Origin of the sequence: Pseudomonas sp. PSPC3-2 (assembly GCF_049897085.1) — a bacterium.
Classification (GTDB): Bacteria; Pseudomonadota; Gammaproteobacteria; order Pseudomonadales; family Pseudomonadaceae; genus Aquipseudomonas; species Aquipseudomonas paraveronii.
The window spans coordinates 591,271-608,538 of the sequence record NZ_JAFCVO010000001.1; the positions used below are offsets into that span (position 1 = coordinate 591,271).

Annotated in this window: 17 protein-coding genes and 1 tRNA gene; 12 read left to right on the forward strand and 6 right to left on the reverse strand. The window is 55.3% G+C overall.

The annotated features are described in order from the left end of the window. Positions 1-194: 194 nt before the first annotated feature. Positions 195-1,628: a DegQ family serine endoprotease gene (locus tag ACP7CJ_RS02710; protein ID WP_276196970.1), complete on the forward strand. Its 1,434-nt coding sequence runs from the start codon at positions 195-197 to the stop codon at positions 1,626-1,628. Between the two features lie 62 nt (positions 1,629-1,690). Here ACP7CJ_RS02710 and ACP7CJ_RS02715 read toward each other — a convergent pair whose 3' ends face one another. After that, a complete protein-coding gene (locus ACP7CJ_RS02715; RefSeq protein WP_276196971.1) occupies positions 1,691-3,124 on the reverse strand; it encodes a M48 family metalloprotease in 1,434 nt (477 codons plus the stop codon). A gap of 95 nt (positions 3,125-3,219) precedes the next feature. On the opposite strand from ACP7CJ_RS02715, the gene ACP7CJ_RS02720 reads away from it, so the two are divergent. Together ACP7CJ_RS02720 and ACP7CJ_RS02725 are read left to right on the forward strand one after the other, a co-directional pair. Next, on the forward strand, positions 3,220-3,459 hold the full coding sequence (locus ACP7CJ_RS02720) for a sulfurtransferase TusA family protein (RefSeq protein WP_276196972.1): 240 nt from the start codon (positions 3,220-3,222) through the stop codon (positions 3,457-3,459). A 30-nt stretch (positions 3,460-3,489) separates the two neighbouring features. Further along, positions 3,490-4,560 (forward strand): AI-2E family transporter, encoded by a 1,071-nt coding sequence (locus tag ACP7CJ_RS02725; protein WP_247400440.1) that lies wholly within the window; start codon positions 3,490-3,492, stop codon positions 4,558-4,560. A gap of 39 nt (positions 4,561-4,599) precedes the next feature. Here ACP7CJ_RS02725 and ACP7CJ_RS02730 read toward each other — a convergent pair whose 3' ends face one another. Beyond that, a complete protein-coding gene (locus ACP7CJ_RS02730) occupies positions 4,600-5,073 on the reverse strand; it encodes a peroxiredoxin (protein WP_426099520.1) in 474 nt (157 codons plus the stop codon). A gap of 10 nt (positions 5,074-5,083) precedes the next feature. Then, a complete protein-coding gene (locus tag ACP7CJ_RS02735; protein WP_247400444.1) occupies positions 5,084-5,644 on the reverse strand; it encodes a glycine cleavage system protein R in 561 nt (186 codons plus the stop codon). A 273-nt stretch (positions 5,645-5,917) separates the two neighbouring features. On the opposite strand from ACP7CJ_RS02735, the gene dapA reads away from it, so the two are divergent. The 7 genes from dapA to ACP7CJ_RS02770 all read left to right on the forward strand — a co-directional run bounded on the left by dapA (position 5,918) and on the right by ACP7CJ_RS02770 (position 11,090). Further along, the gene (gene dapA / locus ACP7CJ_RS02740; protein WP_247400446.1) at positions 5,918-6,796 is read left to right on the forward strand and encodes a 4-hydroxy-tetrahydrodipicolinate synthase; all 879 of its coding nucleotides are present in this window, start codon (positions 5,918-5,920) and stop codon (positions 6,794-6,796) included. A 17-nt stretch (positions 6,797-6,813) separates the two neighbouring features. Next, positions 6,814-7,929, forward strand: a complete 1,116-nt coding sequence (gene bamC, locus ACP7CJ_RS02745; protein WP_276196974.1) for an outer membrane protein assembly factor BamC — start codon at positions 6,814-6,816, stop codon at positions 7,927-7,929. 4 nt (positions 7,930-7,933) lie between these two features. After that, a complete protein-coding gene (locus ACP7CJ_RS02750) occupies positions 7,934-8,692 on the forward strand; it encodes an MBL fold metallo-hydrolase (RefSeq protein WP_247400458.1) in 759 nt (252 codons plus the stop codon). A 27-nt stretch (positions 8,693-8,719) separates the two neighbouring features. Continuing rightward, positions 8,720-9,433 (forward strand): phosphoribosylaminoimidazolesuccinocarboxamide synthase, encoded by a 714-nt coding sequence (gene purC, locus ACP7CJ_RS02755; RefSeq protein WP_247400460.1) that lies wholly within the window; start codon positions 8,720-8,722, stop codon positions 9,431-9,433. A gap of 83 nt (positions 9,434-9,516) precedes the next feature. Further along, positions 9,517-9,606: transfer RNA gene (locus ACP7CJ_RS02760), tRNA-Ser, on the forward strand. A 228-nt stretch (positions 9,607-9,834) separates the two neighbouring features. Next, positions 9,835-10,458, forward strand: coding sequence for a GIY-YIG nuclease family protein (locus ACP7CJ_RS02765; protein WP_426099519.1), 624 nt, complete (start codon positions 9,835-9,837; stop codon positions 10,456-10,458). Between the two features lie 23 nt (positions 10,459-10,481). Continuing rightward, the gene (locus ACP7CJ_RS02770) at positions 10,482-11,090 is read left to right on the forward strand and encodes a hypothetical protein (RefSeq protein ID WP_426099518.1); all 609 of its coding nucleotides are present in this window, start codon (positions 10,482-10,484) and stop codon (positions 11,088-11,090) included. Between the two features lie 141 nt (positions 11,091-11,231). Here the strand turns inward: ACP7CJ_RS02770 and ACP7CJ_RS02775 are convergent, their stop codons facing one another. Continuing rightward, positions 11,232-12,437 (reverse strand): hypothetical protein, encoded by a 1,206-nt coding sequence (locus tag ACP7CJ_RS02775; protein WP_426099517.1) that lies wholly within the window; start codon positions 12,435-12,437, stop codon positions 11,232-11,234. A gap of 732 nt (positions 12,438-13,169) precedes the next feature. After that, entirely contained in the window at positions 13,170-13,958 is a 789-nt protein-coding gene (locus tag ACP7CJ_RS02780; RefSeq protein ID WP_426244257.1) for an EAL domain-containing protein, read from the reverse strand. Between the two features lie 304 nt (positions 13,959-14,262). Between ACP7CJ_RS02780 and ACP7CJ_RS02785 the strand changes: the two genes are divergently transcribed. After that, positions 14,263-14,604: a helix-turn-helix domain-containing protein gene (locus ACP7CJ_RS02785; protein ID WP_426099515.1), complete on the forward strand. Its 342-nt coding sequence runs from the start codon at positions 14,263-14,265 to the stop codon at positions 14,602-14,604. A gap of 243 nt (positions 14,605-14,847) precedes the next feature. Here ACP7CJ_RS02785 and ACP7CJ_RS02790 read toward each other — a convergent pair whose 3' ends face one another. Further along, positions 14,848-15,786, reverse strand: coding sequence for a LysR family transcriptional regulator (locus ACP7CJ_RS02790; protein ID WP_276196985.1), 939 nt, complete (start codon positions 15,784-15,786; stop codon positions 14,848-14,850). Positions 15,787-15,944: 158 nt separating this feature from the next. Here ACP7CJ_RS02790 and ACP7CJ_RS02795 point away from each other — a divergent pair, with 158 nt between their 5' ends. Continuing rightward, positions 15,945-17,264: an MFS transporter gene (locus ACP7CJ_RS02795; RefSeq protein WP_276196986.1), complete on the forward strand. Its 1,320-nt coding sequence runs from the start codon at positions 15,945-15,947 to the stop codon at positions 17,262-17,264. Positions 17,265-17,268: the final 4 nt, after the last annotated feature.

Below are 17,268 nucleotides of genomic sequence, written 5' to 3' on the forward strand. Positions count from 1 at the left end.
CATGCGAGGTTGGCTGCCGATAGACATGAAATGTCTGGATCAGCATTTTCACTTGCAAAAATCCCTCATGTTTTTTATAGGTCAAGGCTTGTCGGCGCTGACCTTGTTTTGTTCGCGGAACAGAGATGTCGGTCGCAGTTTCCGGCGTTTTTTGAACCCTGTCGCTCAACCCTGCACGTCGTAACGGGAGCTGTATGTCGATACCACGCTTGAAGTCTTACTTATCCATAGTCGCCACGGTGCTGGTGCTGGGGCAGGCCGTGCCCGCGCTAGCGGCCGAACTGCCTGATTTCACCCAATTGGTCGAGCAGGCCTCGCCTGCCGTGGTGAACATCAGTACCACGCAAAAACTGCCAGAGCGCAAAGTCTCCGACCAGCAGACGCCGGACCTGGAAGGCCTGCCGCCGATGCTGCGCGAGTTCTTCGAGCGTGGTATGCCGCAACAACGCGCGCCCCGTGGTGGCGGTCAGCGTGAAGCGCAGTCCCTCGGCTCGGGCTTCATCATCTCGCCCGATGGCTACATCCTGACCAACAACCACGTGATTACCGGTGCTGACGAGATCATCGTCCGCCTGGCTGACCGTAGTGAATTAAAAGCCAAGCTGGTCGGCACCGACCCACGTTCCGACGTGGCGTTGCTGAAAATCGACGGCAAAGACCTGCCTGTACTGAAACTGGGCAAGTCCCAAGACCTGAAAGCCGGACAGTGGGTCGTGGCTATCGGTTCGCCGTTTGGCTTTGACCACACCGTGACGCAAGGCATCGTCAGCGCTATCGGGCGCAGCCTGCCCAACGAAAACTACGTGCCGTTCATCCAGACCGACGTGCCGATCAACCCGGGTAACTCCGGCGGTCCGTTGTTCAACCTGAACGGTGAAGTGGTTGGCATCAACTCCCAGATCTACACGCGCTCCGGTGGCTTCATGGGCGTGTCGTTTGCCATCCCGATCGACGTGGCCATGGACGTTTCAAACCAGCTGAAAAGCGGCGGCAAGGTCAGCCGTGGCTGGTTGGGCGTGGTGATCCAGGAAGTGAACAAGGACCTGGCTGAATCCTTCGGCCTCGACAAGCCGGCCGGTGCGCTGGTTGCACAGATCCAGGACGACGGCCCGGCTGCCAAAGGTGGCCTGCAAGTCGGCGATGTGATTCTGAGCATGAACGGCCAACCGATCGTCATGTCGGCAGACCTGCCGCACCTGGTGGGCGCGCTCAAGGCGGGCAGCAAGGCCAAGTTGGAAGTGATCCGCGAAGGCAAGCGCCAGAACGTTGAGCTCACCGTCGGTGCCATCCCTGAAGAAGGTGCGACCCTGGATGCCCTGGGGAATACCAAGCCGGGCGCCGAGCGCAGCAGCAACCGCCTTGGCATTGCCGTGGCCGAGCTGACGGATGAGCAGAAGAAAACCTTCGACCTGAAAAGCGGCGTGGTGATCAAGGAAGTGCAGGACGGTCCTGCTGCCTTGATTGGCCTGCAGCCAGGCGATGTGATTACTCACCTGAACAATCAGGCCATCGACTCCACCAAGCAGTTCACCGACATCGCCAAGGCGCTGCCGAAGAACCGTTCGGTATCGATGCGTGTCCTGCGTCAGGGCCGTGCCAGCTTCATTACCTTCAAGCTGGCCGAGTAACCGGCCAATAAAAAGCCCCGCCTTCGTTTAACGAGGGCGGGGCTTTTTTGTAGGCGATGGGTTTAGCTCATCATCCCTTTCACCAGGCGTTCCTGTTCGATCAACTCACGCTGGCGTGCGTCGATACGCGACGACAGTGGGAAGTTGCTGCCGGCACGGCGCTTAGCGAAGTCCAGTTGTTGAATGGCTTGCTGGAAATCGCCGACCAGGGCGAAGTACTCGGCGCGCGCCTGATGCAGGCCGATGATGTTGCCGGACAAGCCGCGCGTCTCGGCGACTTGGTACCACACGTCCGGATCGTCCGGGCGCGACTTGAGCAAGCCGTCCAGGGCCTTTTCCGCATCGGCGGTACGGTTCTGTTTAAGCAAAAGGTCCACTCGCACCTGGTTCAGCGGATAGTTGCCGGGGTACTGGGTGAGCATCCGGTCAGTGCGCTGCTGGGCGTCCGGCAAGCGGTTGTTAGTGATGTCCAGCTCGATCTGCGCCAGGTTGTAGGTAATGTCGTTGGGCGACTTGGCCAACAACGGGGCCAGGTTTTCCCGGGCTTCCTTGAGTTTGGTGCCCTTGATTTGGGCGATGGCCAGACCATAACGCGCCACGTCGTTTTTCGGATTTTCATCCAGTTGGGCCTGGAAGCGCTTGGCAGCGAGGCCTGGCGTGTCTTCGTATTTCAACTGCACCCGTGCGCGAATCAATTGATAGCGCAAGCTGTCTTCCGTGCCGCCGGGCTTGGCCTGTTCGGCGCGGTTGCGGGTGTCGGCGATGCGCGACTCTGTCACCGGGTGAGTCAGCAGGAATTCCGGCGGTTTGGCGTCGAAGCGGTATTGACGCATCAGGCGTTCGAACATGGTCGGCATGGAGCGTGGGTCGTAACCGGCTTTCTCCAGGTTGAGGATGCCGATGCGGTCCGCCTCTTGTTCGTTCTGGCGTGAGAACCGTCGTTGTTCCTGGATCGCGGCTGCCTGAGTGCCGGCAATCGCGGCAATACCGGCATCGCCCGCACCGGCTGCGGCGGCAATGATGCCGCCGAGCATCGCGGCCATCATCGGGATCTGCATGCGCTGTTGCGCTTCGACGCCCCGGGCGAAGTGGCGCTGAGACAAGTGAGCCAATTCGTGGGCCAGCACCGAGGCGTATTCACCTTCGGTCTGAGCGTTGAGGAACAGCCCGCCATTGACCCCGACTATACCGCCAGGCGCGGCAAAGGCGTTGAGCTGCGGGCTATCGATCAGGATGAATTCCAGGCGGCGGTCATTGACCTGGCTGGTCTCCACCAGCTTGTACACGCTGGTTTCGACGTAATCCTTGAGCTGCGGATCGTTGAGCTGCGAGACCTGGCCGCGCAAGTAGGCAAGCCAGGCGCGCCCCAGTTGGTATTCCTGTTGTGGCGAGACAATGGCAGAACTGGCGTCGCCAAGAGACGGCAGGTCGTCAGCGAAGCCCGGGGAGGCCAGCAGGCAGGCCAGCGTCAGCAGGGTGGGGCGCAAAAAAGTCATGCACAGAGCCTTTCGACAAAGAGCTTACTGTAGCCGGACACTGAGCTTCGGACCAGATATTCTAAGCAGCCTGAACGCTTGCCCGGAGTAAAACCATGACCGACGCTGTAGCCTTTGATGCCGAACTCGATGCCAGCGGCCTCAATTGCCCGTTGCCCTTGCTCAAGGCCAAGCTGGAGCTCAATCGATTGGCCAGCGGCGCAGTGCTCAAGGTGATTGCCACGGATGCTGGCTCCCAGCGTGATTTTCGCACCTTTGCCAGGCTGGCCGGCCACACTCTGCTGCATGAAGAAGACGTCGCCGGTGTCTACCGTTATTGGTTGCGCAAGGCCTGAACTGTTCGCCCCACCACCCGAGGTTGATTGATGTTCAAAGTGTTACGAGACTGGATTCAGCGCTACTTCTCCGACGAGGAGGCCGTGGTGCTGGCGGTCCTGCTGTTCCTGGCCTTTACCGCCGTTCTCACCCTGGGTGGCATGCTCGCCCCGGTGCTGGCAGGGATGGTGCTGGCCTACCTGATGCAGGGACTGGTCACCACCCTGGAGCGTCTGCGTTTACCGGGCGCGGCGGCAGTGGGGCTGGTATTCGCCTTGTTCATGGGGCTGTTGCTGGTGTTTATCGTGGTGGTCGTGCCGTTGCTATGGCATCAGTTGATCACCTTGTTCAACGAGTTGCCCGGCATGCTTGCCAAATGGCAGTCGTTGTTGCTGCTGTTGCCGGAGCGCTACCCGCACTTGGTGTCGGATGAGCAGGTACTGCAAGCCATCGAAGTGGCGCGCGGCGAGATCGGAAAGTTCGGGCAATGGGCGCTGACCTTTTCCCTGTCCAGCCTGCCGTTACTCGTCAACATCATGATTTATCTGGTGCTGGTGCCGATCCTGGTGTTTTTCTTCCTCAAGGACCGCGCGATGATCGGCCGCTGGGTCAGTGGCTATCTGCCGCGTGAGCGGGCGTTGATCACGCGGGTAGCCGAGGAGATGAACCGGCAGATCGCCAACTACATCCGTGGCAAGGTCATCGAGATCATCATCTGTGGCGGGGTTACCTACATCGCCTTTATTGCCCTGGACCTGAACTACGCGGCCCTGCTGGCACTGTTGGTCGGTATTTCAGTGGTGGTGCCGTATGTTGGCGCTGTGGTGGTGACGGTGCCGGTCACATTGATCGCCTTGTTCCAGTGGGGCTGGAGCGATCAGTTCATCTACCTGATGGCGGTGTACGGCATCATCCAGACCCTGGACGGTAACGTGCTGGTGCCGCTGCTGTTCTCGGAAGCCGTCAACTTGCATCCGGTAGCGATCATCTGCGCGGTATTGTTGTTTGGCGGGTTGTGGGGGTTCTGGGGGGTGTTCTTTGCGATCCCCCTGGCGACGCTGTTCAAGGCGGTGCTGGATGCGTGGCCGCGGCAGGAACCGGTGGTGGCGCCCTTACTATGAAACGAAGGTGAGGGCGCTTGCGCCCTCACCCGATGACGCTCAGGCGCTGTGCAAAGCCTGAGCGGCAGCCAGCACCGCGTCCACATGCCCCGGCACTTTCACGCCACGCCATTCCTGGCGCAGCACGCCATCGGTGTCGATCAGGAAGGTGCTGCGATCTACGCCCAGGTATTCCTTGCCGTACAGCTTCTTCAGCTTGATCACGTCAAACAGTTGGCAAACCGCTTCGTCCTTGTCGCTGATCAGCTCGAAAGGAAACGCCTGCTTGGCCTTGAAATTCTCGTGGGACTTCACGCTGTCGCGCGACACGCCAAACACTTCGGTGTTGGCGGCCTTGAACGCTGCGTACTGGTCACGGAAACCCTGGCCCTCGGTGGTGCAGCCCGGGGTGCTGTCCTTCGGGTAGAAGTAGATCACCACTTGCTTGCCCTTGAGGGCTTTGATGCTGAAGGTTTGGCCACTGGTGGCCTGGGCTTCGAAATCGGCTACGGGTTTGTCGATGACTACCGCCATGGGGACTTCCTTACATTGGGTTCTGTGGGCGCCACGGCTCGATCAATGCGTCGAGGTTCAGCGCATCGGCGAAGTCCAGGAACTGGTCGCGCAGCCAACTGATCTGCACGCCGGCCGGCAAGGTCACGGTGAACGTGGCGTTGAGCATGGTGCCGCCGGTTTGCGGCGCCTGGTAGGTGTCGCAGGTGAGGTTTTCCAGTTCGACGTTTTGGTCGATAAAGAACTGGCACAACTCGTTGACGATGTCCGAGCGGTAGGCAGAACTGACGTATGCCACATAAGGCAGGGCCTGTGGGCGATTTTCCAGCGCGGCACTGCGTACCACATTGACGGTGAAGTTGTGCTTCTTGGCCAGGCCCGGCAAGCCGGTCTCCAGGCGCGCCAAAGCATCCCAGGTGCCGGAAATCTGCAGCACCAGCGCGCTGCACTCGCCATGGCGCGTGAGGCGGGAGGTTACGACGGCGCAGCGGTTTTCATGGCTGGCGCGGCACAGGACGTTGGTCAGCTCCATGGGGTTGGCGCCGAGGGCACTGATAACAAGGAATTGTTCGCGAACTGTGGGGGTGGACATGCAGCCTTCCTAAAACGATGAGCGGTCGATACGGTGAGGGCTGTATCGATCAAAGCATGAAGGGTAGCGAAAAGCGTCGCCAAGGGATAGGAGGTGGCGTTTTCATTGCGTGATCAGCGGCTTTTTACTCCGCCTCGACCCGTACTTTCACGCAATGATGGCATTGCCCGTCGTTTAGTTGATCCAGAACGCGTCCTCAGGCGGTACTTCGCTTGTACAAGCATCTTGGCGCCAGTACCATTACTGCTCTCTTTTTCCGGCAGGAGCGGTTGCATGATTGCGGGCAGTATGGTGGCACTGGTCACACCCATGGATGCACAAGGTCGTCTCGACTGGGATAGCCTGGGCAAACTGGTGGACTTCCACCTGCAAGAGGGCACCAACGCCATTGTGGCGGTCGGCACCACAGGTGAATCGGCCACCCTCGACGTGGAAGAACACATCCAGGTTATCGAGTTCGTGGTCAAGCGTGTCGCGGGCCGTATCGCCGTGATCGCCGGTACGGGCGCCAACTCGACGCGCGAAGCGATCGAGCTGACCAAAAACGCCAAGAAGGCCGGCGCCGACGCCTGCCTGCTGGTGACCCCGTACTACAACAAACCGACCCAGGAAGGCCTGTACCAGCACTTCCGCACCATTGCCGAAGCGGTCGATATCCCGCAGATCCTCTACAACGTGCCGGGTCGCACCGCGTGCGACATGAAGGCCGAGACGGTGATCCGCCTGTCCACCGTGCCAAACATCATCGGTATCAAGGAAGCCACCGGCGACCTGCAACGCGCCAAGGACATCCTGGCCGGCGTGAGCAGCGACTTCCTGGTGTATTCCGGTGACGATGCCACCGCTGTCGAGCTGATCCTGCTGGGCGGCAAGGGCAACATCTCGGTGACCGCCAACGTGGCCCCGCGCGCCATGAGTGACATGTGCGCCGCCGCCCTCGCCGGCGATGCCGTGACCGCGCGTGCGATCCACGAGAAGTTGATGCCGCTCAACAAGACACTGTTTATCGAATCCAACCCTATCCCCGTGAAATGGGCGCTGTTTGAAATGGGCATGATGCCGGACGGTATCCGTCTGCCGCTCACCCGTCTCAGCGAAGCCTGTCACGAACCGCTGCGACAGGCCCTGCGCCAGTCCGGCGTCCTGGTTTAATTGAGGAAGCACTACGCATGAAGCGATTGGCCGGACTTTCCGCACTTGCCTTGATTATCTCCAGCACCAGTGGCTGCGGTTGGATCTGGGGCCCGGAAGGCTACTTCCGTGACCGCGGCAGCGATTACCTGGAAGCACAAGCAACCAAACCGATGCAACTGCCGCCGGACGTCAGCGTCGCCAAGCGCCTTGATCCGTTGCTGCCGATTCCGCGCAATGTCGCCGACGACACCGCCAAGGGTGAGTACGTGGTGCCGCGTCCACAGCCGATCTCGGCCGTGGCGAATACCAGCGACTACAGCCTGCAGAAGAGCGGCGACTCGCGCTGGATCGTGGCGCAGCGCCCACCTGCCGAAGTCTGGCCGGTGGCGGTGCAGTTCTTCCAGGACAACGGTTTCCGTATCGACGAGCAGCGTCCGCAGACGGGTGAGTTCACTACAGCGTGGCAGCAAGGCAGCGAGCTGTCGGCCAGCATGGCCAAGCGCCTGCAGTCCGGTGGCGTCGCCGCTGACGCCGAAGCCCGCGTGCGTGTGCGCATCGAGCCTGGTGTGCAGCGCAATACCAGTGAAGTCTATGTGGTCAGCGCCGAGCGTCCGGCTGGCAGCACCTCCAACGTCGAGTTCACCAATCGCTCGGTCAACACCGGCGTCGATGCTGCACTGGTCGACGAGATGCTGGCCAGCATGAGCCGTATCTCCGAGAAGGGCGGTTCCATCTCCCTGCTCGCCGCGCGTGATTACGACACCCCGAGCCGCGTCAGCCTCACCGAAGACGGCAGCGGCAACGTGGTGCTGAACCTGGGTGAAGACCTGGACCGTGCCTGGGCCAGTGTTGGTCGCGCGTTGGAACAAGGCCCTTGGCGTGTTGAAGACATCAACCGCAGCCTGGGCCTGTACTACATCAACGTGGCGGAAAAAGCCGAGAAGAAAGACGACGAGCCAGGTTTCTTCAGCAAGTTGTTCGGCAGCGCTCCGACCAAGGAAGAGATCGAAACCCGCGCCGAGCGTTATCAGATTCGTTTGAGCAAGGTTGGCGAAAGCGTGCAAGTCACCGTCGAGAAGAACATCAACACCGTTGCGCCGGCTGAAACAGCGCGCAAAGTGTTGGGCGTGATTCAGGACAACCTGGGCTGATCCGATGCGTTTTGCCGTTCTCGGCAGCGGTAGCCAAGGGAACGGCACGCTGGTCGCTCATGACGACACGTATGTGCTGGTGGATTGTGGTTTCTCGTTAAGAGAAACCGAGCGGCGCCTGTTGCGCTTGGGGGTTCACCCCTCGCAGCTGAGCGCGATTCTGGTGACCCACGAACATGCAGACCATGTGCATGGCGTGGGTTTGCTGTCTCGGCGCTACAATCTTCCGGTGTACCTGAGTCGCGGCACTTTGCGCGGGATGCGCAAACCCATTGAACCCGCAGGCTTCCTGGCTGGTGGCGAGCAACTGCAGATCGGTGCCTTGAGCATTGATGTGATTGCCGTGGCGCATGACGCCCAGGAGCCGACGCAGTATGTATTCAGTGGCGGTGAGCGACGTTTCGGCGTACTTACCGACCTGGGTTCCTACTGCGCCAACGTGCTGGACGGCTACCGGAACCTCGATGCATTGATGATCGAGTCCAACCACTGCCGAGATTTGCTGGCTCGCGGTCATTACCCGTACTTCCTCAAGCAACGGGTGGGCGGCGAACTGGGGCATTTGAACAACCACCAGGCGGCGTACCTGGTGTATGAGTTGGGCTGGCAAGACCTGCAACACCTGGTCCTGGCCCATCTGAGCAGCAAGAACAACCTGCCGCAGCTGGCCCGGCAATGTTTTGTCGATACCCTTGGGTGCGACCCGGACTGGCTGCAACTGGCCGATCAAGATTCAGGGCTCGACTGGCGACACATCGCCTAGCCCACCTCACTCAAAGCGGAGCCCATCATGGAAAAACGTGAAGAACTCTACCGCGGCAAAGCCAAGTCGGTGTACAAGACCGACGACGCCAACCGCCTGATCCTGCTGTTTCGCAACGACACTTCGGCGTTCGACGGCAAGCGCATCGAACAACTTGATCGCAAGGGCATGGTGAACAACAAGTTCAACGCGTTCATCATGCAAAAACTCGAAGCGGCCGGCATTCCGACCCAATTCGACAAGCTGTTGGGCGACAACGAGTGCCTGGTCAAGAAGCTGGACATGATCCCGGTTGAATGCGTCGTGCGTAACTACGCCGCCGGCAGCCTGGTCAAGCGCCTGGGCGTGGAAGAGGGCATCAAGCTCAACCCTTACACCTTCGAATTGTTCCTCAAGGACGACGCCAAGGGCGACCCGTTCATCAACGAATCCCACGTTGTGGCGTTCGGCTGGGGCACCGCCGAGCAACTGGCGCGCATGAAGGAATTGTCCCTCAAGGTCAACGACGTCCTGAGCAAACTGTTCGACGACGCCGGCCTGCTGCTGGTCGACTTCAAGCTGGAATTCGGTGTGTTCCACGATGGCTCCATCGTCCTTGGCGACGAGTTCAGCCCGGACGGCTGCCGCCTGTGGGACAAGGACACCAAGAAGAAGATGGACAAAGACCGCTTCCGCCAAGGCCTCGGTGATGTGATCGAAGCCTACGAAGAAGTCGCCAAGCGCCTCGGCGTACCGCTGTAATCGACGCAAGCATCTGATAGCACGGAAAAAAATCGCTTCTGCGCTTTGCTTTCCTGAGATGGGCTGTTATGATGCGCGCCGTTGGAGAGATGCCAGAGTGGCCGAATGGGACGGATTCGAAATCCGTTGTACCTTCACCGGTACCTAGGGTTCGAATCCCTATCTCTCCGCCATTATTAAAAGCCCTTGTAAATCAATGAGTTACAAGGCAGAAAAACGGTAATTATGTAGCAAAATTCTGTAGCAGCGCCTTTGAAGGCGGTGGAACAGAAAAAGCCTACAGATTGCCGTTTTTTTTCGCCCGCCTTTTTCTGGGTTGCCTCTCAGTCGCTGAATCACTTTACCTTGCCCTTGTGGTGGCCTTTGGATAGCATCGGGGCTTATCACAAGGATGTTTGACTATGCTTACTCGCTCGTTCAAAGAAACGGTCAGGTCCGTGGTGGAGGCTTCTCAGCAGCCTCTGACACCGCAAGAGATCAAAGAGGTCGTAAAGGCCCAATATCCAGAATTCCATGGTACGCCTTCACACCTTCGCAACGTTGAGCGGGGCCACTACACGACCTTAGATCATGCACTGTTAGCTCAGATTTATGGCGTGGTGAAGACCAATGATGAGTTCTTCTGTGACGACTCAACTAAACCTTACAAGGTATCACTGACTACTGGCGAGCTTGCTGAAGATGCACCTGAGCTAGAAGACTTTGACGTACCCATCGGCAACGTTTACGTGTTGAAAACAGGAACCTATACTCAGCAGGGTCGCGAGATCATCAAAATAGGTTTCACATCTCAAGCTATAGAAAAGCGAATTTTGCAGCTCTACACAACTGGTGTGCCTTTCGAGTTCTCTGTTCATAAGGTTTACTCAACTCGCAATTTTATTGAGCTTGAGCAAGCGCTGCACAAGTTGCTGACAGACTTTAGAATTAATAAGTCTCGAGAGTTTTTTACTGATGATGCTCTTCCATTTATTGATGGGGTAGTCGAGATACATAGGTTGATTCAGGCGGAAGCTAAGCAGTAGTTTTGTGCGATAAGGAGTTTGAAATGCCAAGAATTACGCTAACAGATGTTGTAGATATTATTTCTAAGTCCGGTACGCCTAAGGCAACGAAGGTAAATCAGATAAAGTATCGTCAGGCTTATTCTCCGCAGACTGACTTTTATAAGCCTCTAAGGGAATGGATTGTCTCTATCCATCAAAAAAATCATCCTAAAAGTCAGCTGGGTGATGTACTAAAGTTTCTCACGGACGAGAAAAAAATAAAAAACTACCCCAAAGCTATTAGCGGTTATGAGAAATGGTGGGGAAGAAAGATTATTAGTTGGAATTCTTCTTTTAGTGCGGTTTATAGTTATCAGAATATCGATATAGGCATAAATCCGGAGCTTGGGTTGGTGGTAGATGGAGTTCCGCATCTCATGAAGCTTTATCTGAAAGACGAGCCCCTCCATAAGCTTCGGGTCGATGTTATTTTGGCATTAATGCAATCTGCATTAAGTTCTGGCGCGCCTGAAGATTGCAAGATGGCTATTTTAGATGTTAGAAATAGCAAGCTATTTTGCGCCAGTTACGATTCCGCGGGTCTAGAAAAGCTGATGAAAATGGTTAACGCCGAATTGGCGTATATTTCTGTTCTTTGGGATCAGATCTAAGTGTTGTATTAGTTTTCGTGTCAGGTTAGAAATGTGGTGGCTGTAGGTTGGTTTGATATGCGGGTAATTTAAACTAAAGTGTTTTCTACGGCTCTGTAATCCAGCTTTTCTTCATTGGTTTAAGATAAGCTGGATCTGTATTTAAGCATTTGTGTTAATTGATATGCTATTCCGCTGTAGGGTAAGGCCTTGTTCCGTGAGAACTCGTCCAGCATGAGCGTACTCAGTACTGTAGGCCTTTTCTATCTGTCGTTTCATTGGGGAATCTGGAATTTTTCGAATAGCGTTGATGTCAGTTGTCGCTTCGATAGTTTGTAGCGTTTGAGCGATTTTTATCTCAGTCTCAAAATTCTTCAGCTCTTCACCATGAATTTGTGTTTGGATTAGTTTTATCTCTTCCTCCTTCTTCTTCTTTTCTAACTCGTGGAGTTCTTTTGCCCTTTTTTCTTGATTAATCGCTTGATATAGCGCTGCACCTCCTTCGATTATTGCTCCTAACGGGCTGTTACGTTTTATCTCTTTGAGTTCTAGGCCAGTTTGTTCTTCTTTGTTTACAAGGGATCTGCCAAGGATCCTAATATTGTTGTTCCCTATTCGGGCACATACTAAAGGTCTGGTTGTTGTGTCAAAGCTTGTAAAAAACTCTGATAACATGCTTTTTAATCGTTTATCACCTTTGTGGGTGGGCGAAATTATTGTGCTTTTTTGATCATCACTTAACGTTAGGATGATGTCTAGGCTTGAAAAAATATATTCCTTATTTTTTCTGTATTTTTCTAGAGATTTTTCAAAGATCCCAGGATCTGGTTTATTTTTCTTCTCGCCGCGCTTTACTGCGTTTTCGTAACTTTTATCTGCTCTCGCTATAGCGAGATTGATTATGTAGTCTTCAGCAGCGGTAAGGCCTTCTGTTTGCAGTGCCTCAAATGCTGATGCGACTGTCTGAGTTCTGAACGGTTGAACGTGGGTTTTTCTCAGTGTTGAATTTATTGTGTGGAATGCTTTGTAGAAACAGTTGAACTCATATATATATTTGCTTGGAATTAACGGTATCGGCATGCCGATAGGGTAGAAAGTCTTCGCCGCGTTAGGTTCTGAGAGTAAGTTCATTTGCGAATACCGCTTATAAAGCGGAAGCGAATGGTCGAATATGAATATGTCTTCGGGAGGTATGCCGTGCTCTATTGCGGAGCATATGGAGTTTAAAAGTTCAAATTTGTAATATACGGTGTTGAGTTTGTTAAGAAAGCCAGCAATTTCCCAGGGGTACATAGGCTCATCTCTTTTTTGGATGAACTTCAGTTTTATCCTTGTGGAGGTGTTTTTGTAGTCGTAGTCGTCAAACATTTTATCTCCCTGATTTTTTAACTCATTATATCGGACGTATTTTTTTCTTTAGCACACAAATCATATCGACTGATATAAACCGCCGCATTGTACCTCGTGATAATCACAATCGGTAGTGGCGTATGGCCTTCTTGGTGCAAGGCAGCAGTAAGGCTACTGAGCTGAGATAGGGGGAGCGACGATCGTCTTGCGCGTGCATTGGGCGTTCGACCAATAGCTGCTGAGTTTACAGATGAGTAAATTCATCAAGAGATTTACGGTATTTCTGTAGCAAAAATATGTAGCAAAATCTGTGGAAACCCCCGCATATCCAGTGTTTACGGGGCTTTTAGAGCATTTGTCCACTGCTCCCTATCTCTCCGCCATTATTTGAAGAGCCCCGCAGATCAAGGTCTGCGGGGCTTTTTCGTTTCTGGATTGTACTGCTCGGTTGTACTGCTCAAATCCCCTTGCCGCACTCCAAACCCTTCGCTACGCCCTCGATTTCCAATCAACTGATAACCAGGGCGTCTTCAGGCTCCACCAGTGAGTTCGCCTGCTAATGGCGGGCAATTGGAGCGCAGCTCTGCAATCTGCTTCAGCGTACCCTGGGGTTGACTACATTTGGCCAAAAGAGGCAAGGACGCTTCCAGCGTTTAGCCACGATGTACCGGGTTGTGCATTAGAGAAGCCTTACGAAGGCTGAATTTGAATCAGCACTCGACATTGAATTTTTGACATGCCACGCACAGTTCAATTGTCTTTAAGCCAATCATCTATGTGCGAATGATGCATGGGGTGCGAAAAGTAATACCCTTGGACAAAAAAGCAACCTAAGCTAATCAAGGTTTCCAATTCCTCGCGAGTTTCAACGCCCTCGGCTATACATTCCAGTTGCATGTCACTGCTCAAAGCAACTAAAGACTTTACAATTTTGTAGCTGGTGGGGTTTTCATCAATGCCAGCAACAAAGGTTCGATCTATTTTTATTTTGGTGAGAACCAGCGAAAGTAGTTGGCTAAGGCTAGAGTATCCAGTACCGAAATCGTCAAGGGCAACTCCGCAACCTAGCCGACAGAACCTGTCAATAGTATGTTGTACCTTAACAACATCCTGCATGATCGCTGTTTCGGTTATTTCCAGGTCAAGTCGCCTGGCGTCGAAATGGCTGGCTTTAATTATTTCGATTATTTGTCCGGCGATTTCGTCTGAAGCGCAGTCGTGTGTGGACAAATTAAAAGAAAGGCAAATGTGGCGGGGCCAATCAGAGGCAATCAGCAATGCCTTGCCGAGCAGGTGAATGGTCAGGCGATTTATTAAGCCGATCCGCTCGGCAATCGGAATGAATTGGCCGGGAGGGACGTCACCTAGCGCTGGGCTGCTCCAGCGTGCCAATGCCTCGAACGCGACAGTCCGCCGGCTACGCAAATCAATCACTGGCTGAAAAACCAGGCTGAATTCGTGCTCAATATCGACCTGACGCAACGCCTGTTCGATCATGCCTTGTCGTGTCAGTTGTTGATTGTGGGAGGGTGTGAGCATGAGCGTGAACCCCCCAGTTACCCAACCATAGGCAATAGGAGCGGTATTTTTTGACCGATAACGACAAATAAGTTCTTGCTGCTTCTCAGGCTCGGATACCTGCAGGCACCAAAAATCAATCGCATTTTCCTGCAGGCATAATTTTCGGCGTCCATGGGAAAATTCCTTAGCAATTCAACATCGTTCAGATAGTCAAAAAATGACTATACTGAAATTGGCTATAAAATAATAGTAATCTAGCCTTTTTATGATCTTCCTGGGGGGATGATTAGGTGTAAGCATTTGATTTTAAGTGATATTTACTATGAAGCAAAATGCCACCATCAGTATAGGCAAGCGAATCAAGCACTTACGACTAGACAATAAATGTACACAGGCCGCCCTTGCCGAAGCATTGGGGTGCGAGTCGATGACAGTGAGTCGTTACGAGAGAGGCGAATACGCCCCTAGCATCGAAATGTTGGAGCGAATTGCTGACGTCCTAGGCGTGGGACTGGAGGCTTTTTTCCCGAACCGGGATCACGCTGAACCAACAACCGCGAACCTTCGCCATTGCCTATGCGACATTGCCTATCAGGCAGATGAAACGTCGCTCAAAGAAATTCTTGGAGCCGCAAAACGGATCCTAAAAAATCGAGTGCAATAGACGTACTCGGTTCAATTCACCTAATAGCGAATACGCTCTTTTCAAGTTTGATCTTGGCAGGTGTGATAGATGTCATTAATTTGCAAAGCAAAGAGCAATTGTCTCAACGAACAGAACTTGCATTGACGCGGAAGGAACTTACAAAATTCACCGAAGCCCAGCATGAGCAAGCCAAAGTTCTATTGGGCTCCCCTGCGAGAGCCGTCTGGTCTCTCCGTCAGGTAAATCGCTAAATACCTCCGACTATCGCACCAGACGAGCCAAAAGACTGTCGATAAACACCGTTTCCGCCCGACTCATCTTCTGCTCCCGGTGCCACAACACATGGATATCCACATCCGCAATCCCCTCATCCGGCGGCAAGCGCCAGAGCAGTCCGTTCTGCACATCTTCCGCCACCACGTGAATCGGCAGGCAGCCCAGGCCAAACCCGGCAATCACCAGACGGCGCACTTCTTCCAGGCTGGATGACGACGCCACGATCCGCCCGCTGAAGCCCTGTTGGTCACGGAATATCGTCAATGGCGAGAGCATCCCGCCGATCTGGTCACTGGTAAAACTGACGAAGTTTTCCGACTGCAAATCCCTTTCGGCCAAGCCGTGACGCCCGAACAGTGGGTGGTGTTTTCCGCAGAAAAAACCATAACGTTGGTGCAGGAACAGATGTTGTTCCAGGCGCGGCTGTGGCCGGCGGTTGAGGCTCAGGCCCAAAGTGGCGGTTTTTTCCAGCAGGGCAGCGACGATGTCGGAGCTGCGCATTACCTCAACGTCCAGGTCGACCCGAGGATGTTCGCGGTGAAAGTCGGCCAGAAAGTCATCGAAAGTGTCGGAGTTGATGCGGCTGATCATCAGCAGGCGCACCTTGCCGATCACCTCATCGCCGGGTTTTTGCAGGGCGTTGCTCATCTGCGAGACCTGGCCGTACATCTCGCCGGCGATGGCGAAGATCTGTTCGCCAGCCTCGGTCAGTACGAAGCGCGGGCCACGGCGCGCGATGAGTTGGCAGTCGAGTTGCTCTTCCAGGCGTTTGAGGGCCTGGCTGATGGCTGGCTGGGTCAAGTGCAGACGCGCGGCAGCGCGGCTGATGCTCAGTTCCTGGCCGATGACGCGGAAGGTGCGCAGCAGGTTCCAGTCCAGGCGGTCGTTGAGCAACGGATGAATATCGCGGCGGGTTTCGGGCATGGCGCGGCTCAATAATAAGCAGGGTTTATAATTGGAATAATAAATAGAAAATTGACTAATTATAGACCGGCGACGATAAATCACCCTCAACAAGCGCCATCAGAGCGCATGCGTTCGACCTTTCTCCTGCCAAAAAAATAACCAAAGGAGCCAGCCCCATGAAGCCTTCCGCTTCGCCCCAGCCTCGCCGCGCTGCGGCCGCCGCGTTCATCGGCACGATGATCGAGTGGTACGACTTTTACATCTACGCCACCGCCGCCGCGCTGGTGTTCGGTCAGCTGTTTTTCCCTTCCGAAGATAAATTGTTCAGCACCATGGCTGCGTTCGGCACCTTTGCCGTGGGTTTTTTCGCGCGACCGTTGGGCGGCATTGTGTTCGGGCATATCGGCGATCGGATCGGGCGCAAGAAGTCGCTGGTGATCACGCTGGTCATGATGGGCGTGGTCACCGTGTGCATCGGGCTGTTGCCGACCTACACGCAGATCGGCGTCGCGGCGCCGGTCCTGCTGGTCTTGTTGCGCATCGTGCAGGGCATTGCCGTCGGTGGCGAGTGGGGTGGGGCGGTGTTGATGGCCGGCGAGCATGCCCCAAAGGGGCGGCGTAACTTCTTTGCCTCCTTTGCCCAGTTGGGTAGCCCGGCGGGGTTGATCCTATCGCTGCTGGCGTTCAGCGCGGTGACCCGTTTGCCCGAAGAAGACCTGCTCAGTTGGGGCTGGCGCCTGCCGTTCCTGGCCAGTGCCTTGCTGTTGATCGTTGGCCTGGTGATTCGCCTGGGGGTGAACGAGTCGCCTGAGTTCCTCGAAGACAAAGCCTTGGCCGAAAAGGCGCGGGTGCTCAAGCCGGACCAGGCCCCGGTGATCGAAGTACTGAAAACCGCCTGGCGCCCGCTGCTGCTGTGTATCGGTGCCAACACCCTGGGCATCGCCGGCGTGTATTTCACCAACACCTTCATGATTGCCTACAGCACTCAGCAATTGGGCCTACCACGTTCGTTGATTTTGGAATGTCTGTTCGTGGTCGCCATCATCCAGTTCTGCGTGCAGCCCCTGGCGGCCTGGGTCGCGGAGAAGGTCGGCGCCACGCGTTTTCTCTGCGCGATGACAGTGCTGGCGATGGCGTCACCTTACCCAATGTTCGCGCTGGTCAGCAGCGGCCAGGCGCCGTTGATCATCCTCGGCATCGCCCTGGCGGTGGTGTGCATGGCCTCGTTTTATGCGGTGATCGCAGGCTTTGTCAGCGGCCTGTTTGAAACCCGCGTGCGCTACACCGCGATTTCCCTGGCCTATCAGGTGTGCGGTGCGCTGGCTGGTGGCCTGACGCCGTTGATCGGCACCTGGCTGGCCCACGAATACCAAGGCCAATGGTGGCCGATGGCAGTGTTTTACAGCCTGATCGCGGCGGTCTCGCTGGTGTGCGTATTGGCCTTGTCGCGCCGCCACGCCACCGCCCACCGCCTGGAAATGGCCCCCAGCGTTTAATGGA